Origin of the sequence: Neobacillus sp. NPDC097160, assembly GCF_044762155.1 — a bacterium.
Taxonomy (GTDB): domain Bacteria; phylum Bacillota; class Bacilli; order Bacillales; family Cytobacillaceae; genus Neobacillus.
On the sequence record NZ_JBIWDU010000001.1, the window covers coordinates 52,645 to 77,422 of the forward strand.

Here is a 24,778-nt window from a genome sequence, read left to right on the forward strand (position 1 = left end):
AAACAATTGATTAAAATTGCTTTTCTTACCGTACTCTTTTATTGTGAAGAAACACCGAGAAAAGGAGGATTATAAGGTGAATATTCATAGGTATAAGCATCTAGAGGAACGGTTTTTGCCTAGGCTTACTTCCACTCAGGTAAGGGATTTACCCAAGGAAGATGCCTTAGTCATTCTGCCTATTGGAGCAACGGAGCAGCATGGTCCGCATTTACCGGTTTACACGGATACTATATTAGCAGAAACCGTTTTAGATGAAGCTTTTCAGCATCTATCCAAGGATGCAAATATTTGGACTCTCCCTTCCATCCCTTTTGGAAAAAGTGACGAGCATATGGATCGTCCCGGAACATTTTCTTTTTCTTTCGACACCCTTCGTTCGATCCTTTTAGATCTTAGTAGAAGTGTTCACGCAAATGGATTTAGAAAATTAGTATTATTTAACGGTCATGGGGGAAATATTGATACGTTGAAACTGGCAGCCAGACATGTGAGAATTGAGACCGGGTTAATGGTTTTTATTATTAATGTCGGAAATTTAACCATACCAGCAAGCATTATTTCTGAAGAGGAAATGTTCATGGGGATTCACGGTGGAGATTACGAAACTTCCTTACTCATGAGTTCTTATCCAGAATGGGTGCAAGATGACAAGCTTCCAAAAGAAGTGCCGATGCTTGCGGATAAGTCGAAGTATTTGCGATTTCAAAAAGGAAACTTTGCTTGGACAATTGAGGATGTGAGTGTATCAGGAATTCTTGGAAATGCGCAGCTGGCGACAAAGGAAAAGGGAGATGCGCTTTACAGGGAGCACGGAAGAGAAGTAGCCTCCTGTCTTTTGGATATTCTAACATTCGAGATCAGCGAGCTAATTGAACATTTACCAATTCAAGTAACAGAGGCAGGATCCGCAAAATAAGGGAGGATTAAAAGGTATGACTTTGTCTTATATAAGTGAATTGCAAGCTTTTTTGAAAGAAAAACAAATTATTACTGATCCGGTCCTTACGCAGAAGTTATCAAGAGATTGTTATTGGTATTCCCCTATTCTTGATGAAGAGTTAAAGGATATGAAGGCAGATGCTGTTGTAATACCTGAAAATTTGGAGGAAATCGAACAAATCTTTGCCATAGCATTTGAACATAAACAGCCTGTTCTATTCAAAGGTTCTGCAACAGGTAATTATGGTCAAATTGTTCCATTACAAGGTGGGATCCTAATTGACACAAAGCTTTTGAACAAAATTATCGAAATAAATCCTGGAGAAGTGCGAGTGGAGCCAGGCGTTAAGATTGGAATGCTTGAGAAAACTTTAAGAGAAAATGGTCAGGAGCTTTGTATTTTCCCTAGTACGTATTTAAAAGCGACGGCCGGTGGATTTGTCAGCGGCGGCTCTGGAGGGATTGGATCCATTACCTGGGGGAATCTATGGGACGGGAATGTAATTGAACTTACCATTCTAACGATGGAAGAAAAACCGAATAAGCTCACTATTTCAGGAGACGAACTTCTAAACTATATCCACAGCTATGGAACAACTGGATTTATTGCAGAAATCGTTTTTCGAACTTCTGAGAAGACAGAATGGATTCAACAAATCATATCTTTTGAAAATCTTGATGACTCTCTTCGATTTTCTGAAAAGCTGGCGTATGCATCTTCTATTCAAAAACGGTCAGTATCAACGTGCGAATGGCCCATTCCGTCCTATTTCAAACCACTGTCCAAATTTATTCAAGAGGGCAAGCATGTCGTAATCATTGAAATTAATGAAGAAGCAAGTGATGAGTTGCAAAGATTGGTAGAGGAGTGGAATGGCGAAGTCACATATACCATTTTAGCTGAAAAGTATCATAAAGGCTTAACTTTATCAGACTACACTTGGAACCATACAACATTATGGGCTTTAAACGCAAATGAACAAATGACGTATCTGCAAGCCAGCTTCGATTTAAATCGGTATATTGAGCAGGTTGCACTTATCCAAGAACAATTTAAGGATGAATTTTATCAGCATTTTGACTGGATGCGTATGGATGGAAAGGTTGTTCCTCAATCAATTCCTCTTGTTCGGTTTAGTACGAAGGAAAGACTCGATGAGATGGTTCGCTTTTGCGAATCGATTGGCATAAAGATTTTTAACCCCCATACGTATCTGCTAGAAGCAGGCGGCTGGGAAGCACATATCTCTTCAGTGTTAAGGACGAAAGGAAAGAATGACCCTCGCGCCTTGCTGAATCCGGGGAAAATTAGGGTTACATTAAGTGAAATTGTAAACTGATATACCATTTATGTAGAAAAAAGCTAGATTCAATTATCTGAATATTAGTAATATTTTTTTAAAGTCACTCTATCTTTCAACTGATTTATCCTATTTGCTTACTTTAGCGTAAATTCATAAATTGTCAACTATGGAGACTAGTAGATCTAAGGTCGATAAAAGGATAAGAAAATCCGGCAAATTAGTTTCAATTAAAACGGGGAAAGGGCAATAAATGCAAACCTTGTTACAGAACGCACAGTTAATTGGAAAGAATGAGTTAAGAAATATCACGATTGAAGATGGTGTTATTCAATCTATACAATCAGTTAAGCTTCCGATCAAACAAGAAGAAAATGTTGTTACCATTAATTTGGAAGGAAAAGTAATACTTCCAGCCTTTGCTGATATTCATATGCATTTAGATAAAGCATTCACGTATCCTTCTATTCAAAATAAGTCAGGAACCTTATCAGAGGCAATTAGGCGCTTTCAGGACTATCAGCCATCCATTAATTCTGAAATATTAGAATTGAACATGTGTAAAGGGATATACAGCGCGATACGACACGGGACGACCTCGCTTCGAACACACTTGGATGGAGATTCAACGGAATATATTAAACATGTAGTGGAAGCTTATCATGCAGTCAAGAGTAAATTTTCAGATTACATTCATATTGAAGCTGTCATCATGTGCCCATTTAACATGACTTTGGAAATGGAAAAAGATATTCGGTGGGCGCTTAATAATGGGATTGAGCACATTGGCGGGGCCCCTCATCTATCAGAACATCCGCAAAAAAACTTAGAGAGAATTTTTGATATCGCAATATCTGAAAACGCTGACATTGATTTGCATGTTGATGAGTCGGACGACCCGCAAGTCAATACTTTACCGGATATTTGTAAGTTGACTGATGAAGCAAATTATAATGGCAGGGTTATAGCTGGTCATTGTACTTCTCTTTCAGCAATGGATAAAGAACAGGCACATGAGATATTGCAAGGAGTGAAGGAATCTAAAGTAAGCATTGTGACATTGCCTGGAGCAAACATGTACTTGCAAGGGCGAAATGATCAAGGAATTATCCGACGAGGATTGACGCGGGTAAAGGAAATGATTGAGTTAGATATACCGGTTACGATTGGCTCTGATAATATTCAAGATCCCTTTCATCCATATGGAAAGGCTGATCTTCTACAAATGGCTTTACTAGGAAGCTATGGGGCACAACTCACTTCAGAAATGCATATGAACAAGCTAATAGACATGATCTCTATTATACCAGGTCATTTGATGAAGCGTAAACACGGGTTAACCCCCGGTTGCCCAGCTGATTTCGTTATTTTAGAAGTACGTGATCCTCGATTAATCCTCGCGGAACAAACACCCGCGAGAGAAATTTGGAGGAATGGAAGAAAGATTTGTAAAGTAACAGAAGTCGTCGAATTCGACCCTTTACTCAGTGCCAAAATTACCTCTATTTAGTTTATAGAGTAGGAATGCGAAGCATTATAAAGCTGAATTATATATGGGGGTGCATTATTATGGAAGATCATTCTACTATTGAAGAGGCGTTGTCAAAAAAGTACAAGCAACCAAAGAATATTGAGCAATTCGGCATTGAAGTCATTCCTAATGAATTAAGGACTGTAAAATGGTGGGATATATCGGCCATCGTATTAAATTTTGTTGTAAATCCCGGTACTATAGTAATTAGTGGTTCTTTAATTGCTGCTGGATTATCGTTCGGACAATCAATATTAGCGGGCTTTTTCAGTATTTTAATGGGTTTCGCAATCTATCTTGTAGCTGCGACTGTTGGTGTTGATTACGGGATTCCAGGGATTGTAAGTATGCGGAGTGTCTTCGGAATTCGTGGATCCTGGCTTGCTTCTGGGTTGAGGACGATATCAAGTGTGTATTGGTTTGCGTTTCAGACCATTTCCGGAGCTTTGGGTCTCACTGCTGTTTTAAAAGTCATGTTTAATACAGAAGTCAATTTAATTGTTGTAAGTCTTATATTTGGCTTGCTGCAAGTTTTAGTAGCTACGTTTGGCTATAATACTTTGAAGGTTTTATCCCGATACGCCTTCGCGTTAAAAATTATTTTCTCTACGATTATCGTATACGTATTAATGAATTATCCCCAGGAATCATTTCAACCTTTAGCTGTCTTTAACTTTGCGACAGGCGAAGGAGTGAAATGGACTTTAATTGCGCTATGGTCGACGAGTATGGCTGCTGCCTGGTTTTCTAATTTTACTGATGCAGCAGACTTTTGCCGATATTCTAAAACTCGTGTAGATATGTGGATAGGAACTTTCCTAGCCGCCGTTTTAGGCCAACTGATTTGTTCGTTTGTAGGTGGATATGCTGTCGCAGCAAGCATGGGTAAAATCTCAAACCCATTTGACGTTATCGTATCCACATCAAACGGTGCAATGTGGTTTCTAGTGCTCATATTCACTTACATCGTCTTGGATAACTGGACCATTAATGTTCAAAATTTATATACAGGTGGATTAGCGTTAACGAGTATATTTAGTAGCTTAGGACGTTTCTGGGGAACGATCATTGTGAGTGCAGTAGGGGTCACTCTATCAATAGTCCCTCAATTAGTCGAAGGTTATATAGGGTACATGTCGATATTAGGAGATCTTTTTGCACCTATGGGAGGTGTATTCGTAGCCCACTATTTGTTCTTTGCACGTGCGACTATCGATTTACCTTCTTTGTTTAACCAATCAAACCGTTATTGGTATTGGAAAGGATTCAATCTAGCTGCGATGGTTTGGATTGTAATCGGCTTTTTCATTAATAGGACTGTGCCAACTCAGTATTTGAACATTTTGATAACCGCTATCATATCGGCCATTGGATACATTATTACAGTATCTATCGCGCGCAAGTGGTCACCTAGTTTAACTATCGCAACACAAAAAGTAAAGCACAATACCGTTGAAGATATGTTGAGCGAAAATAAAGTGTCCACTATGTAGAACCAATATTTTAGAGGAGAGATAAAATGTTCAATCGAATTGCAGTAATAGGGGCAGGGATTATGGGTAATGGAATTGCCCAAGTAATTGGAACAGCAGGCATTCCTGTTAACTTATACGATATCCATCAAGAGTCCCTTGATAAAGCTTCTAGTACTATTGAAAAAAACTTGGATTTAATGATTCAACAATCTGTATTAGCGAAGGAAGAGAAACCCTTAATACTAAAAAGAATTTCTTACACAACCGACTTACAGGAATGTCTATCTCAATGCGACATGGTTATTGAAGTAGTGCCAGAAATTTTAGAACTTAAACAAACACTTTACAGACAAATAGAAAAAAACGTAAAAGACCATGTTATCATTGCGTCAAACACTTCAGCTATACCACTGACAGAGTTGACCCAACAGGCAAAAATACCTGATCGATTTATCATCACACACTTTATGAACCCAGCCCCCTTAATTCCACTAGTGGAAATTATTTCTCAGGAGCAGACGAATGTAGATGTGATTGATCAGACCATTCAGTTTATAAAGAAAATTGGAAAATCCCCCGTTCGGCTTAAAAAGGAGATTCCAGGAGCAGTTGTGAACCGCTTGCAGGCAGCATTATTGCGTGAGGCTTTCCATTTAGTAGAACAAGATATCGTCAGTTTACAGGAGATTGATCAGATTATCAAGGATGGGCCAGGCTTCCGTTGGGCATTTATAGGACCAATGCAAATGGTTGACCTTGGCGGTCTAGACACATGGAAGAGAATCATGGACCATCTATCACCGGAATTAGAAAACTCAAAGACATGTTCTTCCTTAGTACAGGAGTTAGTGGAGAATGGGCGATTAGGAACTAAAACAGGGAAGGGAATTTACGATTATGATGACGAACTTATAGAGCAAATTACTTTTGAGAGAGATCAAGATTTTATTAAACTCCTTAAGGTTAGGAACCCTGTAAATAGGGGCAACGCCAGTGAAGAGTCGGGAAAAACTGATCCCCATTCCGCTAAAGTTTAAAGCAATAAAGAGCGAAAGCTAATAATAAAAAAAGCGTAAAGGCCCTTTATTGATTGGGAACCTTTACGCATTTTTATTTCTAGGCTGTCAGTTAACAAACATTTTTATTGCTATTGGTTTCCTTTGTTCAAACTTATAAATATAGGTAAATCCACATTCCCTCGCTATGTTATAGGCCTCTATCAGATTGGCTCCAACGGTTTCGGCTTTGTGTGAGTCCGATCCGATGGTTAAAATCTCTCCGCCCAACTCCTTGTAAAGTTGAATAATATTCATGGATGGCAGGGTCTGTTTCAAACCTGTTCAAGATTCCATACTCTTTATAGCCATAGCGCTTCATTAAATCTAAATGGGCGATCACATCTATGTCGGCTGCTGACACCATTTTATACAATTCTTCAAAATAAAGCTGGTAGGCTTTTTGATTATGTTCTTTGAGTACAATTCGGAGCTTTTGGTTGTTTATATTATGGACGGAGCCTAAAATGAAATCTAGATTTAGGTGTTTAAGAGTTTGGTCATATTTATCCGTTAAAAGATGGGGCTCACAAAGTTCTATCCCGGCTTTTACTGTTAATTGTCTGCGAAATTTCTCCTGACAATTTCGAACCTCACTAAAATATTTGTCAAAATCCATGTGCCCATAGGTTGGTGCAAGCGGATTAACCGAGAAATGCTCAGTAAAGCAAATCTCTTTAATATTATTTTCTATTGCTTTCAAACATACTTCTTCCATCATGGCAGTGGAGTCAAATGAATTGTTTGTATGATGATGATAGTCCATTAAGTACACAACATTTCCCTCTAGGAGATTCTGATACTATCTAATATACCAAATTCCCCTATATAACGAAAATCTCCTTCTTGGAAGCGTGGGTGCCGGCCCTTGTCAAAATTTGTAGTATCATATTAATTGAGAGTGTAAGCGTTTTCAATTATAATAAGGACAGGTGGATAGCACGTGTGGCTATCGTGGTATTGTGCGTAGGATGGGGCCGATACTATTCATGATTACTAGCTAAGTAGAGACAAATAACCAATATTACTTATAGTAAATCATGTATTATTTTTTTATAAGAAAAGGCAAATTTAAAAGCTTGGTTAAAGAAGGGAGAAGGCAAGTGGAGAAAAATAAAACCTTGTTCGACCATTTTTTAAAGGGAGATCGATTTGAACTTCATGCATATCTTGCTTATTTGTTTAATCAGTTTCCGGAACAAGTAGAAGAAAAGATGGCGGGTGAATAAACGATGGATGAAAAATTAATAAGGACAAAAAAGTAAAAGCGGTCAATTTTATTTCAGGGAGAATAAAATTGATCGCTTATTTATTTTGGCTTAAAGGCAGAAATTCAAAATTTATCGCACCCTTACAAGCTGCATCCGCTGGTTGAACAAAGACGGATAGGATAGAGACCCGAGCATGATGCTTGTGACGGCGGCGGTGGTTAAGAGTAAAAATAAAATGAGCAATTGGAATTGCACGGCTTGAATGGGATCGGCGCCTCCGATGATTTGGCCGCTCATCATGCCAGGGAGCTGGACGAGTCCAATTGTTTTTTGGCTTTCGATTGTCGGAATCATACTAGCTTTTATCGAAGTGATCAGCTGGGTGCGGATGGCCTGTTTGGGTGTTCCGCCCAAGGATAGGATGAGTTCGGTCTCTTCCTGCCGCGCTTCTACCTCAGCAGAAAACCGGTTAAGGAACAAAATCGCAAGGACCATGGAGTTCCCAATCACCATACCACTGATAGGGATGATATATTGGGCGGTTGGCGGCGTAATGTTGAAACCGAGTAAAATGCCTTGCGTCAGCACTTCTATAAAAAGTAATGTTACCGCCACTTTCCACGTGATTCCTTTAATCACACTTCCTTTTTTTCGGGCATTTTGCGTGGCGGCGCCAATCATGACCGTTACCATTAGAAGCATAAACATATAGCTTTCCGTTTCAAACACGAAATGGAGAATGTAGCCGACAGCCAGCAGCTGGATAATCGAACGGATCGTTGCAATGATTGTGTCCTTTTCCAGACCCAGTTTTAGCGTTTTCGATAATAGAAGCGGGATGAGGACGAAAATAAGTGCGAAAGATAGTGAAAGATAACTCATTGTCCTTCTCCTTTCACAAAACGCCGGACTTTTTCATTTTCAGGTGAATTCAGCAAGCCACTTTCCCCGGTTTCGACAACTTTCCCGTCCATCATTACCCAGGTGTATTCCCCGATTGTCAACGCCTGCTCTAGATTATGCGTGATCCAAATGATGGTGGTGTTGAACTTTTTGTTTATTTTTACAATCAGGTTTTCGATTTCCTTCTGTGATGCCAGATCGAGTGAAGAGGTAATCTCATCGAGCAAAATAACCCGGGGACGGTTAACAAGTGTCCGGGCAATCGAAACCTTTTGGCGCTGACCTCCTGATAAATCCTTGATATTTCGGTGTAAAAGGGTCTCATGAAGACCGACATTGCCCAATAACTCCTTCGCCTCTTCTTCCATTAATTGTTTTCCCTGCAGCTCCATTGGCAGCGACAGATTTTTGAGTACGCTGCCGCTTATCATGGGCGCACTTTGAAGCGCGATTCCGACGTACCGTCGCAGTTGGACCGGTTCGTAGCTGTCGATGTTTTTGCCGTTCATCAAAATGTCTCCCGAATCCGGTGACAGCAGTCCATTGCATAATTTGAGCAGTGTCGTCTTCCCGGCTCCTGATGGCCCGACCAACGTGGTGATTTTGCCTTCAGGAAACGATCCGGTAATATCGTTTAAAATGGGCTGATTGCTAACGGAATAATAGACATTCCGAAAATGTACAGCCGGTTTATAATCCGCTGCCACTCCACTTCACTTCTTTCCAATTTCTTCTTGGGGAAATTATATCATAAAAGCCAAAGGGACGGTTCTTGTGGTCTTTTCAAATCTTGAAAAGAACCAAGAGAACCGTCCCCCTGGACTACCTGGACTCAAAACTGCGGTAAATGTTCTTTGTGTGCTTCTAGCATTTCGTCTAATATTTGCTTGGCCACTTTGTCGGATGGAACGAGCGGGTTGATGGTCATGGCAAGTAATGCTGTGTTATAGTCACCGGTTACGGCTGCTTCTGCCGCAACACGCTCAAAGGATTTAATTTGCTGCACTAGTCCTCTAACGGCAACAGGAAGATCGCCTACAGAGATGGGCTTAGGGCCATCCTTTGTGATCACACAGTTTACTTCAACCGCGGAATCATCTGGAATGCTGGCAATGGCACCGTTGTTACGTGTATTAACTGGCTGAATATCTCTTTTATCATTGTAAATCGAGTTAATCAGACTGCAGGCAGCATCGCTATAGTAGGCGCCGCCGCGTTTTTCTAGTTGAGGCGGTTTAATATCAAGGGTCTCATCCTTATATAGTTCGAATAATTCGGTTTCTAATTTTTGCACCACTTCCGCACGAGTACCTTCTGTTGCTGCCTTTTCTACTTCTTCTTGCAGCATTTCGTCCGTCTTATAGTAGTAACGGTGGTAGGGACATGGGATGACCCCTAAACCTCTAATGAAGTCAGGCTCCCATGACAAGCCGGAAATGTTCTTCATGGTCATTGCATTTTCCGGGTTCGCCATTGCTTCGATAACTTGGTCTTGAACACTTACGCCGTCAACGAATGTATCAAGCCCGAATACCATGTGGTTAAGACCGGCGAAGTTTACTTGAACACGCTCAGGTTCCACATTCAATGATTTCGCAATGCCCATCCGCATACCGATTGGCACGTTACATAAGCCAACTACCTTCTTAATGTTGCTGTACCGTAATACAGCCTCCGTTACCATCCCAGCAGGGTTCGTAAAGTTAACGAGCCAGGCCTCAGGACAAAGCTCCTCAATATCTTTACAGATTTCAAGAATAACAGGAATGGTACGGAGCCCTTTAAACAAACCGCCAGGTCCATTTGTTTCTTGCCCAATCACATTGTATTTTAATGGAATCCTTTCATCCTTCGCTCGTGCTTCTAAAAGCCCAACACGGAATTGTGTGGTAACAAAGTCTGCGCCCTTTAATGCTTCTTTTCTATCTAGTGTCAAATGAACCTCAATGGGAAGTCCTGCCTTAGCAATCATTCGTTTTGCAAGGTCTCCAACAATTTCTAACTTTTCTTTCCCCGCTTCAATGTCCACTAACCATAGTTCTCTTACCGGAAGCTCATGATAACGCTTAATAAAACCTTCCACTAACTCAGGAGTATAACTGGACCCTCCGCCAATTGTTACGATTTTCACGCCTTTTGACATTTACAAAACCCCCAGAAATGAATTTTTACTGTTCTTGAGTCCATTCTATTGGCTCAAGTGTGTTGCGTAAATATCCTTCGGCCATTTAGGTTTTTATATCGTTAAAAGGAATTCGTTACAAATAGGGAACACTGTGTTTCTTTTGGTGTGGTATGATAATAACATTAGGAGGAGTTCTCATGTTTTCGGGAGATATGATTGCATCGTTTAATGAATTAGAAACTTCTTTATATGACTATATTTGTAAAAATGGTCCCAAAGTTATCTACATGCGGATCCGTGATTTAGCGGACGAAACACATGTCTCAACTTCTACCATTCTTCGCTTTTGTCGAAAAATCAATTGTGAAGGGTTCACAGAATTCAAAGTGAAATTAAAGCTTTTTTTATATGAGGATGTCAAAAGTAATCTAAAGAGCAGCCAGTATGCACTCTCTGAATTTGTTGAGCGGACCTTAAACGGGAATCTTGACGCGGCCATCATGGCGGCGGCTTCATTGATTGTGAAATCTGATAACCTCATCTTTATCGGGACGGGAAGTTCAGGGATCTTGGCGGAGTATGGAGCAAGGTATTTTTCAAGCCTAGGAAAATTCTCGATGTATGTGAAGGATCCTTATATCCCGATTCACGCGAATTATCTGCACAATAGTACAACCATTGCCTTATCGGTCACAGGAGAAAACAGTTTTTCCATTTCCCATCTGAATCAGCTCAAACAAAAAGGCAGTCATATAATCAGCATCACGAATAATAAACATTGTACTATGGCCAAAATGGCCGATATAAATATTTCCTATTATGTAACGGAAGAATGGTACAAAAAATCAAATATTACAACCCAAATACCCGTAGTTTATATCCTTGAGGAAACGGCTCGGGAAGTACAAAAGCTATCGTAGGACCATGGGAGGACCATGGGTAGGACCATGGGGACGGTTCTTGTGGTCCACACAAACCTCAAAAAAAACCAGGAGAACCGTCCCCTTGGCATTTCACGAAGCGGGAGGAGATTAGAAAATATGAGCATTGGTTATTTTAATGGAGAATTTATTCAACTGGATCAAGCAGTTGTTCCGATTGATGAACGGGGACATCAGTTTGGCGATGGTGTCTATGAGGTGATCCGTGTGTATGATGGAAAACCTTTTATGCTGGATGAACATTTACAGCGGTTGATCACTAGTGCAAGGGCGATTAAATTACAAGTTGAACAATCCGAGGAAGACTTTAAAGCGATTATTTTAGAAGCCGTGCAAAAATCGAACTTACTCGATTGTGATGTGTATTTACAAATCACGAGGGGAATCGCAGTACGAAAGCATCTTTTTCCAGAGGCCCCTTTGTCCGTTTCCATGACCGTTCGACCGGCGAAAATAATTGAAGATTCTGTTAGGGAGAATGGTGTTACGGCAATGTTCCATACAGATGAGCGATGGGCAAATTGTTATATTAAATCATTAAATCTACTGCCTAATATTTTAGCGAAGCAAACCGCGGATGAAAGTGGCTGCTTTGAAGCGATCCTTGTAAAAGATGGATATGTAACAGAAGGAACGAGCTCGAATGTGTATATCCTTAAAGACGGAGCGGTCTACACTACACCGTTATCGAAGCAAATTTTATCAGGCATCACACGCATGGCGGTTGAAAAAGTCACCCATTCTCTCGAAATTCCTTTCATTGAAAAAATGTTTACCCCTGATGAATTACTCGAAGCTGATGAAGTGTTTATGACAAGTACTTCATCCGAAATTTTGCCGATTGTGAAAGTGGATGGAAAGGACATCAATCAGGGAAATCCGGGAGAATTAACTTTGAAAATGCATAAGAAATTCAAAGAATTGATTAAGTAAGACCGTGGGAATAAAACCGGAAGACCATGGGGACGGTTCTTGTGGTCCACATAAACCTCAATAAAAACCAGGAGAACCGTCCCCCTGGCACCCTTAGGAGGGATCGGAGTTGGAGTATCATACGCCTAAGAAGGTTAGGGACAGGGGGATTGTCATCGGACGGCTCCCTGTCGGTGAGAAAAACTGTATTACGGATGTGGAGGGAGTCCGGGTTGGCCACGTTACACTTGATTACCCTATGGACGGGTTGGGTGATTATGCTTGCACGGGTGTGACCGCAATATTACCGCACGGCGGCAACCTTTTTAAAGAAAAAGTAACAGCAGCAAGCTGTGTGTTGAATGGCTTTGGAAAAACAACTGGCCTCATCCAAGTAAATGAATTAGGCGTGATTGAATCACCGATCATGTTAACCAATACGTTCGGCGTTCCGGCCGTTACCCAGGGGGCATTGCAATACATGCTGGAGGAAAATTCTGAAATTGGTGATACAACGGGAACGATTAATGTGGTTGTAGGGGAGTGCAATGATAGCCATTTAAATTCGATCCGGCGATTCCCGGTCCAACCGGAGCATGCGATTGAAGCCATCAAAAAGGCATCCAATCATGTTGCGTCTGAAGGAGCAATCGGGGCTGGGAAAGGCATGGTTTGCTTCGGATATAAAGGGGGAATTGGCTCCTCTTCCCGAATGGTTGAGGCAGGTGGTCATTCGTTCACTGTTGGATGCCTAGTCCTAAGTAATTTTGGGAAAAAAGAAGAATTTCGCGAATGGGAATATTTACTTCGACGAGAAGAAAGTGTTCCAGCTTTATCGCAAACAACAGACGGATCGATTATTCTTGTTTTAGCAACAGACGCACCGCTTAGCAGCAGACAGTTGCAGAGAGTAGTCAAACGATGCGGGATTGGTCTTGGCAGAACGGGGAGCCACTTTAGCCATGGAAGCGGTGATATCGTGATCGGCTTTTCAACGGCCCGTAAAATTCCCCATTCTACAGATGAATTAATCGAAACACGTAGTCAGCTCAGGGAAGACCATCCACTCTTCAATCAACTTTTTACCGGGGCTGCAGAGGCTGCTGAAGAAGCAATCTTAAATTCATTATCACAAGCGGTAACGACGAAAGGCAGAAATGGACATGTTGTTCATGCTTGTCCACTTCAATAGAAAATGGAAAGCCAGAGGGACGGTTCTTGTGGTCTACTCAAACCCGGAAAAGAACCACCAGAACCGTCCCCTTGGCTGCTTTTTGTTATATTTTCGATGGCTCAAATGGATTATAGGTAAATCGCCATTTCTTTTCTGAAATTTCCTTTAAGCCTTTGCGCATCATTCGAAAGACTAGAATCCATGATGCCGCCATCAGAATGAGTTGCCCGAATGGAAAAATACCTGGGAGCGGGGTGTCCCATAGAGCATGCATCAAAATGGCCAGAATAAATATTCGAAGAAACTTTGGCTTGATCAACATGTTCAATTCGAAATGTTTGTCCCCTTGGATCATACAGAATGCGGCTCCTGTCAAAGCGGCCCACGCGACATGTCCCCCTGGAGCTAATAGGCTTCGCCAAAGTATGGTGGTATAAAGCGTATGGTAGCTTCCAGAAATAAGTCCCCTTAATGCATAACCGGCGGTTTCAAAAGCTGCAAAGCCGGCACCTACCGCAGCACCTAATAAAAGTCCATTCAGGATATATCTGTACTTCAGTTTTCGTACAAAATAAATAACGGTAACGGCTTTGGCGAGTTCCTCCGCTATACCAATCGTGATGGGATTGATGTTGTTTTTTAGAATATCAAAGAACACGAGCGCCACTAGCATGGAGAGGATCCCGCCGATAAACACCACATAGATGATTCGATAAATCGCAATATTTTGAGGGGCGTTCATTTCCCAAAAGAAAATCAGTGTTGTGAAAGGAACGGCGAAGGCACCGACTATAATAAGACCGGGGATAAAGTTTACATTTTGGAACAGGCTCACCCCTACGTACAGTCCTAAATAAGCAATGAGCGCAAAGAGAAAGACTCGCGCAAAAAGCCACGGTTTTGGCCATGTTTCCTTCACTTCTCTTATCTTGGGCGTTGTAAGTGCTGTTCCTACTATAAAAAGGCGTTCAGCCTCCAGTTCGCTATGCCTTCTGAATACCCGCGATAATATATTTCGAAATTTAGGTTCAACCGAACGTTCAACCCTCGGAACCATGTCAACAAAATGAGCAAACTCATAAAATAGGCTATTTCTTTCCTCAACTGTTTTATCAGGGCTATTACTGCTATAGCCACAGTTTAAGCAGCTTTTCACCTCGTCCGGAATTACATAAGCACATTGTGGGCACTTCATTTACCTTCCTCCTCAATATGAACAAACCTCTTTAGTTGGCTTTATGTTCTCCAAATAGCGGTACGAGAATACGGAAGTAGGAGAAAGCATCGCATTTCGGTGCTTTATCACCGCCCGATTTTAGAGGGATGCTTTATTTAAAAAAAGACTAATAAAAAGAAGAATAATTGCAAAGGATTACCTATATGCAGGAAAAATTTCATTCGTATTAAACGTTCATTTATCAATCCATATGCACCTTCATTTTTGCTATAAGGAGTTGGGCTAAAGCATGGCATTTACGGAAGGCATTAAACAATCTAAAGAAGGCATACAATTGATTATAGAAGCAAATAATATTATGTCTGAAGCGGTTGTTAATCACTTTCTTTTTACATGGCAATGGTGGTTCGGGATTGGATTATTTATTGTCCCATGGATTATTTGGCTTCTGTTTCGAAAAAAAGAAAGCTCGGGAAGGTTACTTCTTGGAGGGTTGACCACGATCATTTTATCACTAATTATTGATCTTATTGCTGTTTCATTAGGGTTATGGAGCTATCCAATGGAATTTTCACCTGTTGCACCACTGTTATTGCTTCCTTATCATTTTTCGTTAGTCCCGGTGGCCGTTATGTTTGCAATACAAATTAAGCCAAAAGCGAATTCGCTTTTAAAAGGGGCCATACTTGCGGCACTTTCTGCTTTCGTAGGCATGAAATTTTTTGTCTTGATTCATTTTTACGATCCAAAAAATTGGTTATCCATTTATGACTTTTGTATTTATTTATTTTTATTCTATGTTGCTTTCTGGTTTAGTAAGATCAGAGGGTATGAATCGATATCTGAACAATAATGGTGCAGCTTGGAGACGGTTCTTCAAGAGCACCGAAAAAGAGGCTTCTTAAGGACAAAACTCGCATCCCAAATTTAGAAACAAATGATCCCGATTGTTAATCAACCGGGATTTTTACTATATTCATGATAGAATAAAATTAATGTCGTTGATTTGAGCATTTGGGGGGATATTATGAATGAAAATAAGTTAAAACACCTTGAATTTATTCAGGGCGTAATCAATCGAATGGGGCAAAATTCCTTTTTATTGAAGGGCTGGGCTGTAACTCTTGTGGCTGGACTTTTTGTTTTTGCGAATACCCAAGATATGGACTATAGATATATTTCCATTGCATTAATACCCACTATTTTCTTTTGGCTTTTAGATGGTTATTTTCTTTGGCAAGAAAAGTTATTCAGAAAACTTTATGATCACGTTAGAAAAAAAGGTGAGGGAGTGGTGATCGATTTTTCAATGAATGTGAAACCTTTTCAGCCAGTAACGAGTTCATGGATTTCTATTTGCTTTTCGACTACATTAAGTTTATTTTATCTTCCCATCATTGCAATTATCATCATTACCATGGTGTTTGCTTGTAAATATTAATTTTTATGGTTAAAAGTAACGAAAAAGGGAAATGGATATTATAATAAAGACCACTTTTTGGAGGAGAAATGACCCCAATCAAACCAAAATTATTTATTGGATCTGCCAGAGAATCCGCTGAATATGTTGATGCCATTCATGAAGCACTCACAAATGTTGCTGAGGTTACGCCTTGGACTGCAGGTGCATTTCGCCCACTCGAATATAATATGGAAAGTCTTGAACGACTATTAGATGAAAATGATTTTGCTGTATTTGTATTTTCACCGGATGATGTAGTAAATATACGAGGAACGATTACATTTACGACAAGGGATAATACTCTGTTTGAAATGGGGTTATTCTGGGGAAGGTTAAGAAGAGGACGAGTGTTTTATATCATTCCTAATGCAACCCCGGAAAGTGAGGAAGCAATAGGGTTTCGCTTACCTTCAGATCTGGACGGTCTTACGGTATTACGGTACGAAATTCGTGGTGATCATAATCATGATGCTGCTGTTAATTTAGCTTGCAGGGCTATAAAAAGAAAAATGGCAGAGTTGGGCGTTTTTCAAGATCCAGCAAAGCTTTTAGCAGAAGCACAAGCAAACATGGATAAAGACTATTCCTTAATTCGTATACTGCGAACCTTAGCAAAACGACTCTTAGCAGACCCATCGAAGCAGTTTGAATATCTCCAAGAAGCTATTAGGAACGCTTATCAAGCTCCAAATTCTTATTACGTTGAAGGGATAGGCGTTTGGCTGGCGGAGGGTAGAGATGGTCTGAAACAAATAGCTGGAAATGATGGTCAAGGGCAATTTTACCCCTTTGATGTGAATGAAAATAGGGGAGAAACAGATAGAATCATCGTCATTGATTGTTTTTTACAAAGCAACGAGCTGGTTTTCCAAAAAATTAATTCAGCCTTTGATAATACGTATGTGTTGTGCTATCCTATAGGAAATCAGTTGGTTTTGACCGTTGCCATAACGGGAAGAAGGGCATTAAGTCAAGAAGAGATTGACGATATATTTCTCGATAATTATAACCTTTTAAGCACAATAAATAATATCTTTGGAGGTGCATCTTCATGAAAAGAGCAGTGATATCAAAAGTAGACAAAAAGTCATATAAACTTGGAGAAACTGTTACGGGTGTAAGAGCAGTTATTACCTCCATTCACGGAAAAGAAGAATCAGGAAAAGTAGTGTATAAACGAAAAGCTGATTATAGAGAGGACCCGTTTAAGAAGCGGGCTTAAGTGGGGGCAGACTCCCACTCGGCTAAGGTTTAAGGCGTTAAAGGAATTGAATTGAGGTATCAGAGATCCCAGTTGTTAATCAACTGGGATTTTTTATGTTCTTTTATTGAGTGTACTTTGTTGCTCTTTGGGCCAATTGCGACTTACTGAGCTTCCCCCAAATATGACTTTCTATTCCCAAAATATGACTTTAGGAATGACTTTTGTCACTATAAAGTGTGTTCTGGGAGAATTAAACTAAATTTTGCAGGGTAATGCTCTAGGGCTGAGGTCGTAGATTATATTACATCACCTGCCCGATGTTGAGGGCGAAATGGAAAACTTATAATAAACAGGTGGAATTATCCAATCAACAAGACTAAAACAGGGGAATGGAAGAAAAAACGGAGGGGAAGAGAGTAAATGAAATCATGGATTAAATTTTCATTAAAGAACGCTGGGGTTATTTTTATTGCCATGTTAATGGTGATAGCAGGGGGGATTTATTCAGTCAAAACGATGAAGATGGAGTCAATGCCTAATGTCGACATTCCTTATATTGTCGTCCAGGTTCCCTATATCGGTGCAACTCCTGACCAAGGATTAGAGGATATTGGCAAGCCATTGGAAACAAATTTGTCGGGCATCAAGAAACTAGATAATTTGTATGTTGAAGCTCACAGTAATATGGTCGTGGGGATTCTTGAATTTGACATGAGCAAGGATATGGACGAAGCGGAAAAGGATGTCACGACGGCCGTCGCTTCCATCAAACTGCCTGCAGGGGCAGAAAAACCGGAAATTTTAAAGGACGGTCCATCGGCCATGGCTGTATTTTCGTTTGCCCTTTCATCGGAAACAGCGAGTCAATCCGATCTGACACAATACATCAATGAGCGGATCAAGCCGGCATTGACAGGGATTGATGGGGCCGGAAGCATTGATATTTCAGGTGAGACGGAAAAGGAAGTAGCGATTAAACTCGATCCGGAAAAAATGAAGCAGCATGGAATAACCTATGAAACAGTCAAGCAAACATTTTTAGCACATAATTTTTCATTCCCGGCGGGGCAGGTAAATGTTGAAGATAAAACATTCAATGTGCAAGCCGATTTCAAGCTCAATTCCGTTGAGGATGTTAAAACCATACAAATTTTGGCCCAAGGACCTACTGGAATCGAAAAAGTGAGCTTGTCGGACATCGCTTCCATTTCTTATAGCAACAAAAAGGAAACGGTCTATACAAGATTGAATGAAAAGCCGGCCGTTCTGGTCGAAATGAAAGCACAGCCCGGCTCTAATACAGTTGAAGTGGTGGAGCAGGCAAAGGAAAAGCTGGATGCATTAGATCTTCCTGCCGGCTACAAATTAACGAAATTATATGATACATCAAAAGAAGTAAAAACATCTGTTGATGGGATGCTGCGGGAAGTGCTGCTTGGTACCTTGTTTGCCGTGATCGTCACGTTCTTGTTCCTTCGTAACATACGAGCAACGATTGTCGCCGTTCTTTCGATTCCTTTATCGATATTAGCCTCGATGATTACTTTGAAATATTTTGGCTATAGCTTAAACATGATGACCCTTGCTGGAATTGCCGTCGCCGTCGGACGGGTCATTGATGATTCGATTGTCGTGATTGAAAATATTTACCGGCGAACCTTATCTAGCCCGAAGCGTGATGAGAGAATGGTTCTTACGGCTGCCAAAGAAGTAGGTGGGGCGATTACCTCTTCCACCCTTACAACCATTGCCGTATTCGGGCCGCTTTCCTTTGTTCCGGGGATTATTGGCCGCTTTTTTGCTCCGTTTGGCATTACGGTCATCGTGGCTCTCGCCTTTTCTTTGATCGTTTCGTTAACCGTTGTACCGTTATTGGCCAAATTATTTTTACTGCGGATCAAACACCAAGAGGTGAAAGAAACATTTTTTGAAAAAGCCTATAAGCATGTATTGTCATGGGTATTAAATAAACGGGCTGTCACGATTGTTTTAGCGATTATCCTATTTGCCGGATCATTAGCATTAGTTCCAAGGATTCCGCAAAACTTTTTACCACAGGAAAAAGCAGTCTCCTATCGTTTAACAGGCGATTTACCAGCCGGAACTTCGTTAGAAAAAGCAAACAAGATTGCGGTTAAAGTGGAAGACATTTTGAAAAATGAAAAGGATATTAAACATACACAAACAATTGTGAATGGGGAACATATTCGTTTTTCGATTGATTTAAAGGATGGTATCACGAAGGGGCAAACTAGTAATTTTGAAAAAAGTGTAAGAGCAAAAGTTGAAAAATTGGACGATGACATGCAGGTTGCCCTTTCACCTGTTGGGATTGTTGGAACAAGCGGTTTAGCGTTAATGGTCGAGGGCGGGAATGCCAAAGATTTAGAGACGGCTGGAAAAATGATTACGGATAAAATTAAAGATATTGATGGCTTAGAAAATGTCGAATCCAACCTCTCAGGAGTGAAGGAACAGCTTCAATTGAAAATCGATGATCAGCAAGCGGCCGAAAACGGGTTAAGTCCGATCATGATTGCGGGATTTGTGAGAGAGCTCATTTCAGGTGATCATGTCGCTGAGATGCAAGTAGAAGGAAAAACAACGAGTGTCAATTTGTCATTGGCTAGCACTTCCGAGGGCACGATCAATGACATTATGAGTCAAAAAATGACCAATCCGATGGGGCAGCAAGTAGGCCTTTCAGAAGTGGCTACCTTGACGAAAACACCGAGTCCGTCCGCTTTGTATCGTTTAAATCAGCAGCCATATGTGCAGATTTCAGGCCGGATTACAACGGATAATTCTTCTGGCGTGCAGGCAGAGGTCGATAAACGACTGAAAACCTTAGATTTACCAAAAGGGGTAAGCTATCATTCAGAAGGTCAAGCGCAAGCGATGAATGAAGGGTTTACCAATATGATGCTGGCGATGGCCGTTGCGGTTGTGCTTGTGTTTATCGTGATGCTGATCGCATTTGGGAATATGTTAATGCCAGTCGCCATTCTCTCTTCGTTACCATTCTTATTTTCGGGTGGCTTACTAGGATTATATCTTACGAATCAAGCACTTGGGATGCCGGCTTTAGTTGGGTTCCTGATGTTAATCGGGATTGTTGTCACAAATGCGATTGTCTTGATGGAGCGTGTGAAGCAGAATGAGAAGAAGGGCATGGAGGTTGGCGCCGCGTTACTTGAAGCTGGAAAAACCCGACTTCGCCCGATTCTCATGACGGCCCTCGCGACAATCGGTGCATTATTACCATTGGCCCTCTCAAGCGAAGGCGGATTAATCTCACGGTCTCTGGCGATTGTGGTTATCTCAGGACTGTTAACATCCACACTCTTAACCCTGGTCATTGTACCAACCACGTATCATGTATTGAAATCAGTAAAGGGACGATTTTCTAGGAAAACTGCTGCTAAGCTGACTGAAAAGGAATCAGCGTAGCGGGGGTAAGCCCAAGGGGACGGTTCTTGTGGTACATTTTCATTTTAATCGCAACCATTAAGGGTCATATCCGCTGTTTCTCGGCAGCGGGACTGACCCTTTTTATATAGTTTTGGAGAGGAATCTTATGTTTCGAAATTCACTGTTTCTCCTATTGGATGCATTTCAATTAGGATTTTGGCCCAAAGTGAATCCAATAGCCCTTATTGGGTGCGTTTCTATCAGAATATCCTCTCATTACGACATATTTACAGTAGTTTATTACATATTTCTAGGCGCTTATGACATGATTCCGGACTCTTACTACCTATTTTTCAAAACTTATGACATTTTCTGGTATAAATTTGAAATTCCTGCGTATTTGAGTGACTTTATTCCGGCGTTTACTCCAAATGAAACATAAGAACCGTCCCCGCGCACCATGAATAGCATGAAGTTCTAGCGTAGTGGTATATCTGGCACGATTTTCTCTTATAATGGGGACATGGGTGCCGTTATCCAATAGAGAGGAGGTTAACCGTATGGGAAATAGGAAATGGTGGATAATCCCCGCGATTCTTTGGATGGCCGCTATCTTTTGTTTTACGCAGCTGCCGTATTTTACAGGGAAAAACACTTCAGATGCAATCCAAAAGGTTGTAGTAACAGAGCATAAGGCCATTCATACCCCAAGTGCTGATAAGGAAGAAGTGAATGTGCTCAACTTTATTGTAAGAAAGGCAACGCATATCACTGTGTTTGGTTTTCTTGCCTTGTTCTTGTTTAAGGTAGTAGAAAACATGCGTTTCCCGTATATTCTCTCATGGGTGCTTACTTTTCTCTATGCTATAACGGATGAATACCACCAATCCTTTATGCCTGGTCGCACTGCGGCCTTTATGGATGTCTTAATTGATTCGTTTGGTGCATTTCTTTTTTTATTTTTGACTTTTATTCTTAGAACGAAACAAAGTACATTTTTAAAAATAAAAGCGTAAAGGCCCTTTAGAACTCAGGACATTTACGCTTTTTTAAAATGATCGCGAAAGTGATTCATTCATACTTTTAACGCAACAGAAGATGAGTGATTAGTTTAAGCCAACCGAAAAACGCAACCCATAACGGGACGCTTAGAGACGTTCCCCAAAACAATCCAACTAAAAGATTTCCTTGCTTGTCCATGAAATCCACTCCCGCCCGAGTTTGATAGTTGCTGTAGATCATATTGTGTTTCAATAAATATAAATGAAACCGTTTACGAAAACAATGGTCCAAAATAAGGATGTTTATCACTAGTAACGCGATACAAAAGTAGGGATTTCCGTAGAATGTTTTAAACGTCTTAAGCCAAGGTGGTGGGGGTATTAGTCCTATTTCTAATAATATTAATGGGTTAATAGTGCTATTTTTCAATGGTAATTGATGGTATAATATAAACGAACACATAGTTCGTACGAAAGGGCAAATCCATTGAAAGATGGTGGCGCAAAGCTATAGGGGCTAAGGTTTAAAAAACTATGCCAGCCAGATACCGAATATGACACCTTCCTACGAATTATGAAATATATTATTGTGGAGGGAATCTATGTTACTATTTCTTGCAGGTTCAATTGTCGGTTCTTTTGCTATGCTCTTTACCATGAGTCTAATGATGGCGGCTAAAAGAGGGGATGAACAAATCGAGGCTTACTTTAAAGAAAAAGCGTACTAAGTAAGTAGAAAAAACGGTTTGTAAATATGGATTTGTCAGATTAATAGAGGAAAAAAGCCCGCCTTAAAAAAATAATTAAGGGGGGCTTTCCTGTGGTTACCAAGGGGACGGTTCGAGACCGGTGATAAACTAAACTTTTTTTGCACCATTTTTTATGAAATGTTTGAATATTTTGTTTGAATCTGAAAAGTATGGATTTTTTTCAATAAATCTTCTAATTGAGGGGATGTTTCTGTTCATATCCTCTCTATTTTTAGGAAAGACGTAACGATCTGTCCCTCCTATAATAAGTCACACCTAAAATCAGCCTCCGGAGGAGTGGTACCATAACTTCGCAAAATGAATACCTTTTTAAAAGCCTCTTTATTTGGGAGGGGGAAACTGTATCTAAAAACAGATAAAAATTACAAACAAATAGTTCCTTGAATATGGAAATCTCCATTTTAATCAAAAAATACGGAATACCCAAGGATTGAAACCCCACAGGCCAAAACCGCGACTTCATTCTTCTTGGGCAATCTAAAATTTTGCGAAAGGACCTTACCCTCTAAATAACACTAAGGCCCGACTAGCTTCTATTCACTAGCTGGACCTTTTCACGCGCAAAACTTCCGATTGTTCCCTAAAAGAACCGTCCCCGTGAGTTCGGATTCATTTCGCTCAGACTGAAAAAGAAAATTCAGAACGGCCTTATGGTTTCTCTCAGACATGTAAGGATAGAAGGATCCAGACTAAAAGCCTATGTCTCAAAATATAAAGCCATGGCACGTGAACGAATGAAACAAGAAATAAAGTGTTAAAGAATTTGTGCCAGAACTTTATACAGTATTCGTTCAGAAATAAAATTCACCCAAATATTTATATAATTCTTTGATTATAATCATTTCGTAGCAATAGCAGGTTTTCTAGCAGCATGTGATACTGATCCTGCAATGATAACTGAGATTAATACAATAATAAATGCATTCAGAAGACCTACAACATCTCCTAACTTTCCTAAAACAGGAGGGCCGACTAGAAATGCACAATAGCCTACTATTGAAACCGCGCCTACTCTTGCCACTGAACCATTAGGATCATCACCAGCTACAGATAATCCAACAGGAAATCCAATAGAAGCTCCTATACCCCATAAAAAAACACCTATTACACCTATCGTGAGATTTGAATTAAAAATAACAAGGGTTATACCTATCACTGCTAATGTGGCTGAAACACGTAGGGTGAAAACACGGCCATACTTATCAAGAAATAAACCTGCCGTGATACGACCAATAAACATTGCTGCTAAGAATACTCCATAAATAGCTGTGCCCGTTACATGTCTAACATGAAAGCCATCAACAAAAGCTAAAGGAAGCCAGTCATTTGCTGAGCCTTCTGCAAATGCCATTCCAAGGACAATTACTCCGATTAATAATGTTCTTGGTTCCTTCCAAATGTTTACTTTAGGTGTAGAATTGTTTATTGCTTTATTAGAATGAACGTTTTCTTTTCCTGTCCCTTCAGGTACGAACTTGTATAAAAGTAAAATAATGGTAAGGACTAAGGCGCTAATAAAAATTAGGTGCATGATAATGGATAAATGAATGGAAATGGCTAATGAACCTAACCCTGCACCAGCCAGAGTACCAGCACTAAATGAAGCGTGAAGTGCTGGTAATAATGTTTTGTTAGTTGCGTGCTCAAGGGAAGATCCTTCAACATTAATTGCTACTTCTGCAAGTCCGTATCCAATACCAAAAACGATAAGCCCCATAAATATTATCCATTTCAAAAGTATAAATGAACCAATTCCTACTATCAATAAACCCACTACTATCAATAAAAAACTAAAGACTATAGCATAACGAGCTCCAGTGCGTACAATAAATCGACTTGCACTGATAAGTCCAATAATTGATCCTGATGCTAACCCAAAAATAATCAATCCCATTGTTCCGTTTGAGGCATTAAGTGCATCTCTTACTTCCGGCGTTCTAGAAATCCAAGAAGCAAAAGAAAGGCCAGGTAAAGAGAAAATAATGAACAGTGCATTACGCCATAAACGTAAATTTGTATTAATATTATTATTTTGTTGTGCAATACACATTATATTTCTCCCTTTCTATTAATCCGTAAGTTAACCGGTCAACTTAATATTTAATTGTATAGACTGGTTGTTTCTAATGCAATGAAAAGAATGTTTAGAATTAATTTTTTAAATAAACTTAATTGTCTAAAAA

Annotated in this window: 22 protein-coding genes and 1 riboswitch; of the genes, 16 read left to right on the forward strand and 6 right to left on the reverse strand. The window is 40.2% G+C overall.

All coding sequences use genetic code 11. From position 1 onward, the window contains the following. Positions 1 to 76 precede the first annotated feature (76 nt). From ACIQXV_RS00330 to ACIQXV_RS00350, 5 genes are all read left to right on the forward strand, one after another. On the forward strand, positions 77 to 919 hold the full coding sequence (locus ACIQXV_RS00330; protein ID WP_402954329.1) for a creatininase family protein: 843 nt from the start codon (positions 77 to 79) through the stop codon (positions 917 to 919). Between the two features lie 16 nt (positions 920 to 935). Beyond that, on the forward strand, positions 936 to 2,282 hold the full coding sequence (locus ACIQXV_RS00335; RefSeq protein WP_402954332.1) for an FAD-binding oxidoreductase: 1,347 nt from the start codon (positions 936 to 938) through the stop codon (positions 2,280 to 2,282). Positions 2,283 to 2,496: 214 nt separating this feature from the next. Further along, positions 2,497 to 3,753, forward strand: coding sequence for an amidohydrolase family protein (locus ACIQXV_RS00340; RefSeq protein ID WP_402954335.1), 1,257 nt, complete (start codon positions 2,497 to 2,499; stop codon positions 3,751 to 3,753). Between the two features lie 59 nt (positions 3,754 to 3,812). Beyond that, a complete protein-coding gene (locus tag ACIQXV_RS00345; protein WP_402954338.1) occupies positions 3,813 to 5,267 on the forward strand; it encodes a purine-cytosine permease family protein in 1,455 nt (484 codons plus the stop codon). 26 nt (positions 5,268 to 5,293) lie between these two features. Then, positions 5,294 to 6,286, forward strand: coding sequence for a 3-hydroxyacyl-CoA dehydrogenase family protein (locus tag ACIQXV_RS00350; protein WP_402954341.1), 993 nt, complete (start codon positions 5,294 to 5,296; stop codon positions 6,284 to 6,286). Between the two features lie 169 nt (positions 6,287 to 6,455). On the opposite strand, the gene ACIQXV_RS00355 is transcribed toward ACIQXV_RS00350, so the two are convergent. After that, positions 6,456 to 7,070 carry a PHP domain-containing protein gene (locus ACIQXV_RS00355; protein WP_402955210.1) on the reverse strand — a complete coding sequence of 205 codons (615 nt, stop codon included), beginning with the start codon at positions 7,068 to 7,070 and terminating at the stop codon, positions 6,456 to 6,458. Positions 7,071 to 7,407: 337 nt separating this feature from the next. Here ACIQXV_RS00355 and ACIQXV_RS00360 point away from each other — a divergent pair, with 337 nt between their 5' ends. Next, positions 7,408 to 7,533, forward strand: a complete 126-nt coding sequence (locus tag ACIQXV_RS00360; RefSeq protein WP_402954344.1) for a hypothetical protein — start codon at positions 7,408 to 7,410, stop codon at positions 7,531 to 7,533. Positions 7,534 to 7,644: 111 nt separating this feature from the next. On the opposite strand, the gene ACIQXV_RS00365 is transcribed toward ACIQXV_RS00360, so the two are convergent. The 3 genes from ACIQXV_RS00365 to ACIQXV_RS00375 form a co-directional block, all read right to left on the reverse strand. Then, positions 7,645 to 8,397, reverse strand: a complete 753-nt coding sequence (locus ACIQXV_RS00365; protein WP_402954347.1) for an ABC transporter permease — start codon at positions 8,395 to 8,397, stop codon at positions 7,645 to 7,647. Further along, positions 8,394 to 9,125, reverse strand: a complete 732-nt coding sequence (locus tag ACIQXV_RS00370; RefSeq protein WP_402954350.1) for an ABC transporter ATP-binding protein — start codon at positions 9,123 to 9,125, stop codon at positions 8,394 to 8,396. The genes ACIQXV_RS00365 and ACIQXV_RS00370 overlap by 4 nt, the downstream gene beginning before the upstream one ends. Before the next feature lie 125 nt (positions 9,126 to 9,250). Continuing rightward, a complete protein-coding gene (locus tag ACIQXV_RS00375) occupies positions 9,251 to 10,561 on the reverse strand; it encodes a 6-phospho-beta-glucosidase (RefSeq protein WP_402954353.1) in 1,311 nt (436 codons plus the stop codon). 179 nt (positions 10,562 to 10,740) lie between these two features. Between ACIQXV_RS00375 and ACIQXV_RS00380 the strand changes: the two genes are divergently transcribed. The 3 genes from ACIQXV_RS00380 to ACIQXV_RS00390 all read left to right on the forward strand — a co-directional run bounded on the left by ACIQXV_RS00380 (position 10,741) and on the right by ACIQXV_RS00390 (position 13,588). After that, positions 10,741 to 11,463 (forward strand): MurR/RpiR family transcriptional regulator, encoded by a 723-nt coding sequence (locus tag ACIQXV_RS00380; protein WP_402954356.1) that lies wholly within the window; start codon positions 10,741 to 10,743, stop codon positions 11,461 to 11,463. A 120-nt stretch (positions 11,464 to 11,583) separates the two neighbouring features. Further along, on the forward strand, positions 11,584 to 12,417 hold the full coding sequence (gene dat, locus ACIQXV_RS00385; protein WP_402954359.1) for a D-amino-acid transaminase: 834 nt from the start codon (positions 11,584 to 11,586) through the stop codon (positions 12,415 to 12,417). Between the two features lie 109 nt (positions 12,418 to 12,526). After that, complete coding sequence (locus ACIQXV_RS00390) at positions 12,527 to 13,588, forward strand: DmpA family aminopeptidase (RefSeq protein ID WP_402954362.1); 1,062 nt, start codon at positions 12,527 to 12,529, stop codon at positions 13,586 to 13,588. An 85-nt stretch (positions 13,589 to 13,673) separates the two neighbouring features. Here ACIQXV_RS00390 and ACIQXV_RS00395 read toward each other — a convergent pair whose 3' ends face one another. Continuing rightward, complete coding sequence (locus ACIQXV_RS00395; RefSeq protein ID WP_402954365.1) at positions 13,674 to 14,765, reverse strand: PrsW family glutamic-type intramembrane protease; 1,092 nt, start codon at positions 14,763 to 14,765, stop codon at positions 13,674 to 13,676. Between the two features lie 271 nt (positions 14,766 to 15,036). On the opposite strand from ACIQXV_RS00395, the gene ACIQXV_RS00400 reads away from it, so the two are divergent. The 7 genes from ACIQXV_RS00400 to ACIQXV_RS00430 all read left to right on the forward strand — a co-directional run bounded on the left by ACIQXV_RS00400 (position 15,037) and on the right by ACIQXV_RS00430 (position 22,553). Continuing rightward, positions 15,037 to 15,600 carry a CBO0543 family protein gene (locus ACIQXV_RS00400; RefSeq protein ID WP_402954368.1) on the forward strand — a complete coding sequence of 188 codons (564 nt, stop codon included), beginning with the start codon at positions 15,037 to 15,039 and terminating at the stop codon, positions 15,598 to 15,600. Between the two features lie 174 nt (positions 15,601 to 15,774). Further along, complete coding sequence (locus tag ACIQXV_RS00405; protein WP_402954371.1) at positions 15,775 to 16,188, forward strand: hypothetical protein; 414 nt, start codon at positions 15,775 to 15,777, stop codon at positions 16,186 to 16,188. A 68-nt stretch (positions 16,189 to 16,256) separates the two neighbouring features. Continuing rightward, positions 16,257 to 17,264, forward strand: a complete 1,008-nt coding sequence (locus ACIQXV_RS00410) for a TIR domain-containing protein (RefSeq protein ID WP_402954374.1) — start codon at positions 16,257 to 16,259, stop codon at positions 17,262 to 17,264. After that, positions 17,261 to 17,431: a hypothetical protein gene (locus ACIQXV_RS00415; protein ID WP_402954377.1), complete on the forward strand. Its 171-nt coding sequence runs from the start codon at positions 17,261 to 17,263 to the stop codon at positions 17,429 to 17,431. The genes ACIQXV_RS00410 and ACIQXV_RS00415 overlap by 4 nt, the downstream gene beginning before the upstream one ends. Before the next feature lie 402 nt (positions 17,432 to 17,833). Further along, positions 17,834 to 20,863 (forward strand): efflux RND transporter permease subunit, encoded by a 3,030-nt coding sequence (locus tag ACIQXV_RS00420; RefSeq protein ID WP_402954380.1) that lies wholly within the window; start codon positions 17,834 to 17,836, stop codon positions 20,861 to 20,863. A gap of 521 nt (positions 20,864 to 21,384) precedes the next feature. After that, entirely contained in the window at positions 21,385 to 21,840 is a 456-nt protein-coding gene (locus tag ACIQXV_RS00425; RefSeq protein WP_402954383.1) for a VanZ family protein, read from the forward strand. A 452-nt stretch (positions 21,841 to 22,292) separates the two neighbouring features. Next, positions 22,293 to 22,378, forward strand: a riboswitch (cyclic di-GMP riboswitch). A gap of 49 nt (positions 22,379 to 22,427) precedes the next feature. Continuing rightward, the gene (locus ACIQXV_RS00430) at positions 22,428 to 22,553 is read left to right on the forward strand and encodes a hypothetical protein (RefSeq protein ID WP_402954386.1); all 126 of its coding nucleotides are present in this window, start codon (positions 22,428 to 22,430) and stop codon (positions 22,551 to 22,553) included. Between the two features lie 880 nt (positions 22,554 to 23,433). Here ACIQXV_RS00430 and ACIQXV_RS00435 read toward each other — a convergent pair. Then, positions 23,434 to 24,645 (reverse strand): MFS transporter, encoded by a 1,212-nt coding sequence (locus ACIQXV_RS00435; RefSeq protein ID WP_402954389.1) that lies wholly within the window; start codon positions 24,643 to 24,645, stop codon positions 23,434 to 23,436. Between the last annotated feature and the right edge of the window lie 133 nt (positions 24,646 to 24,778).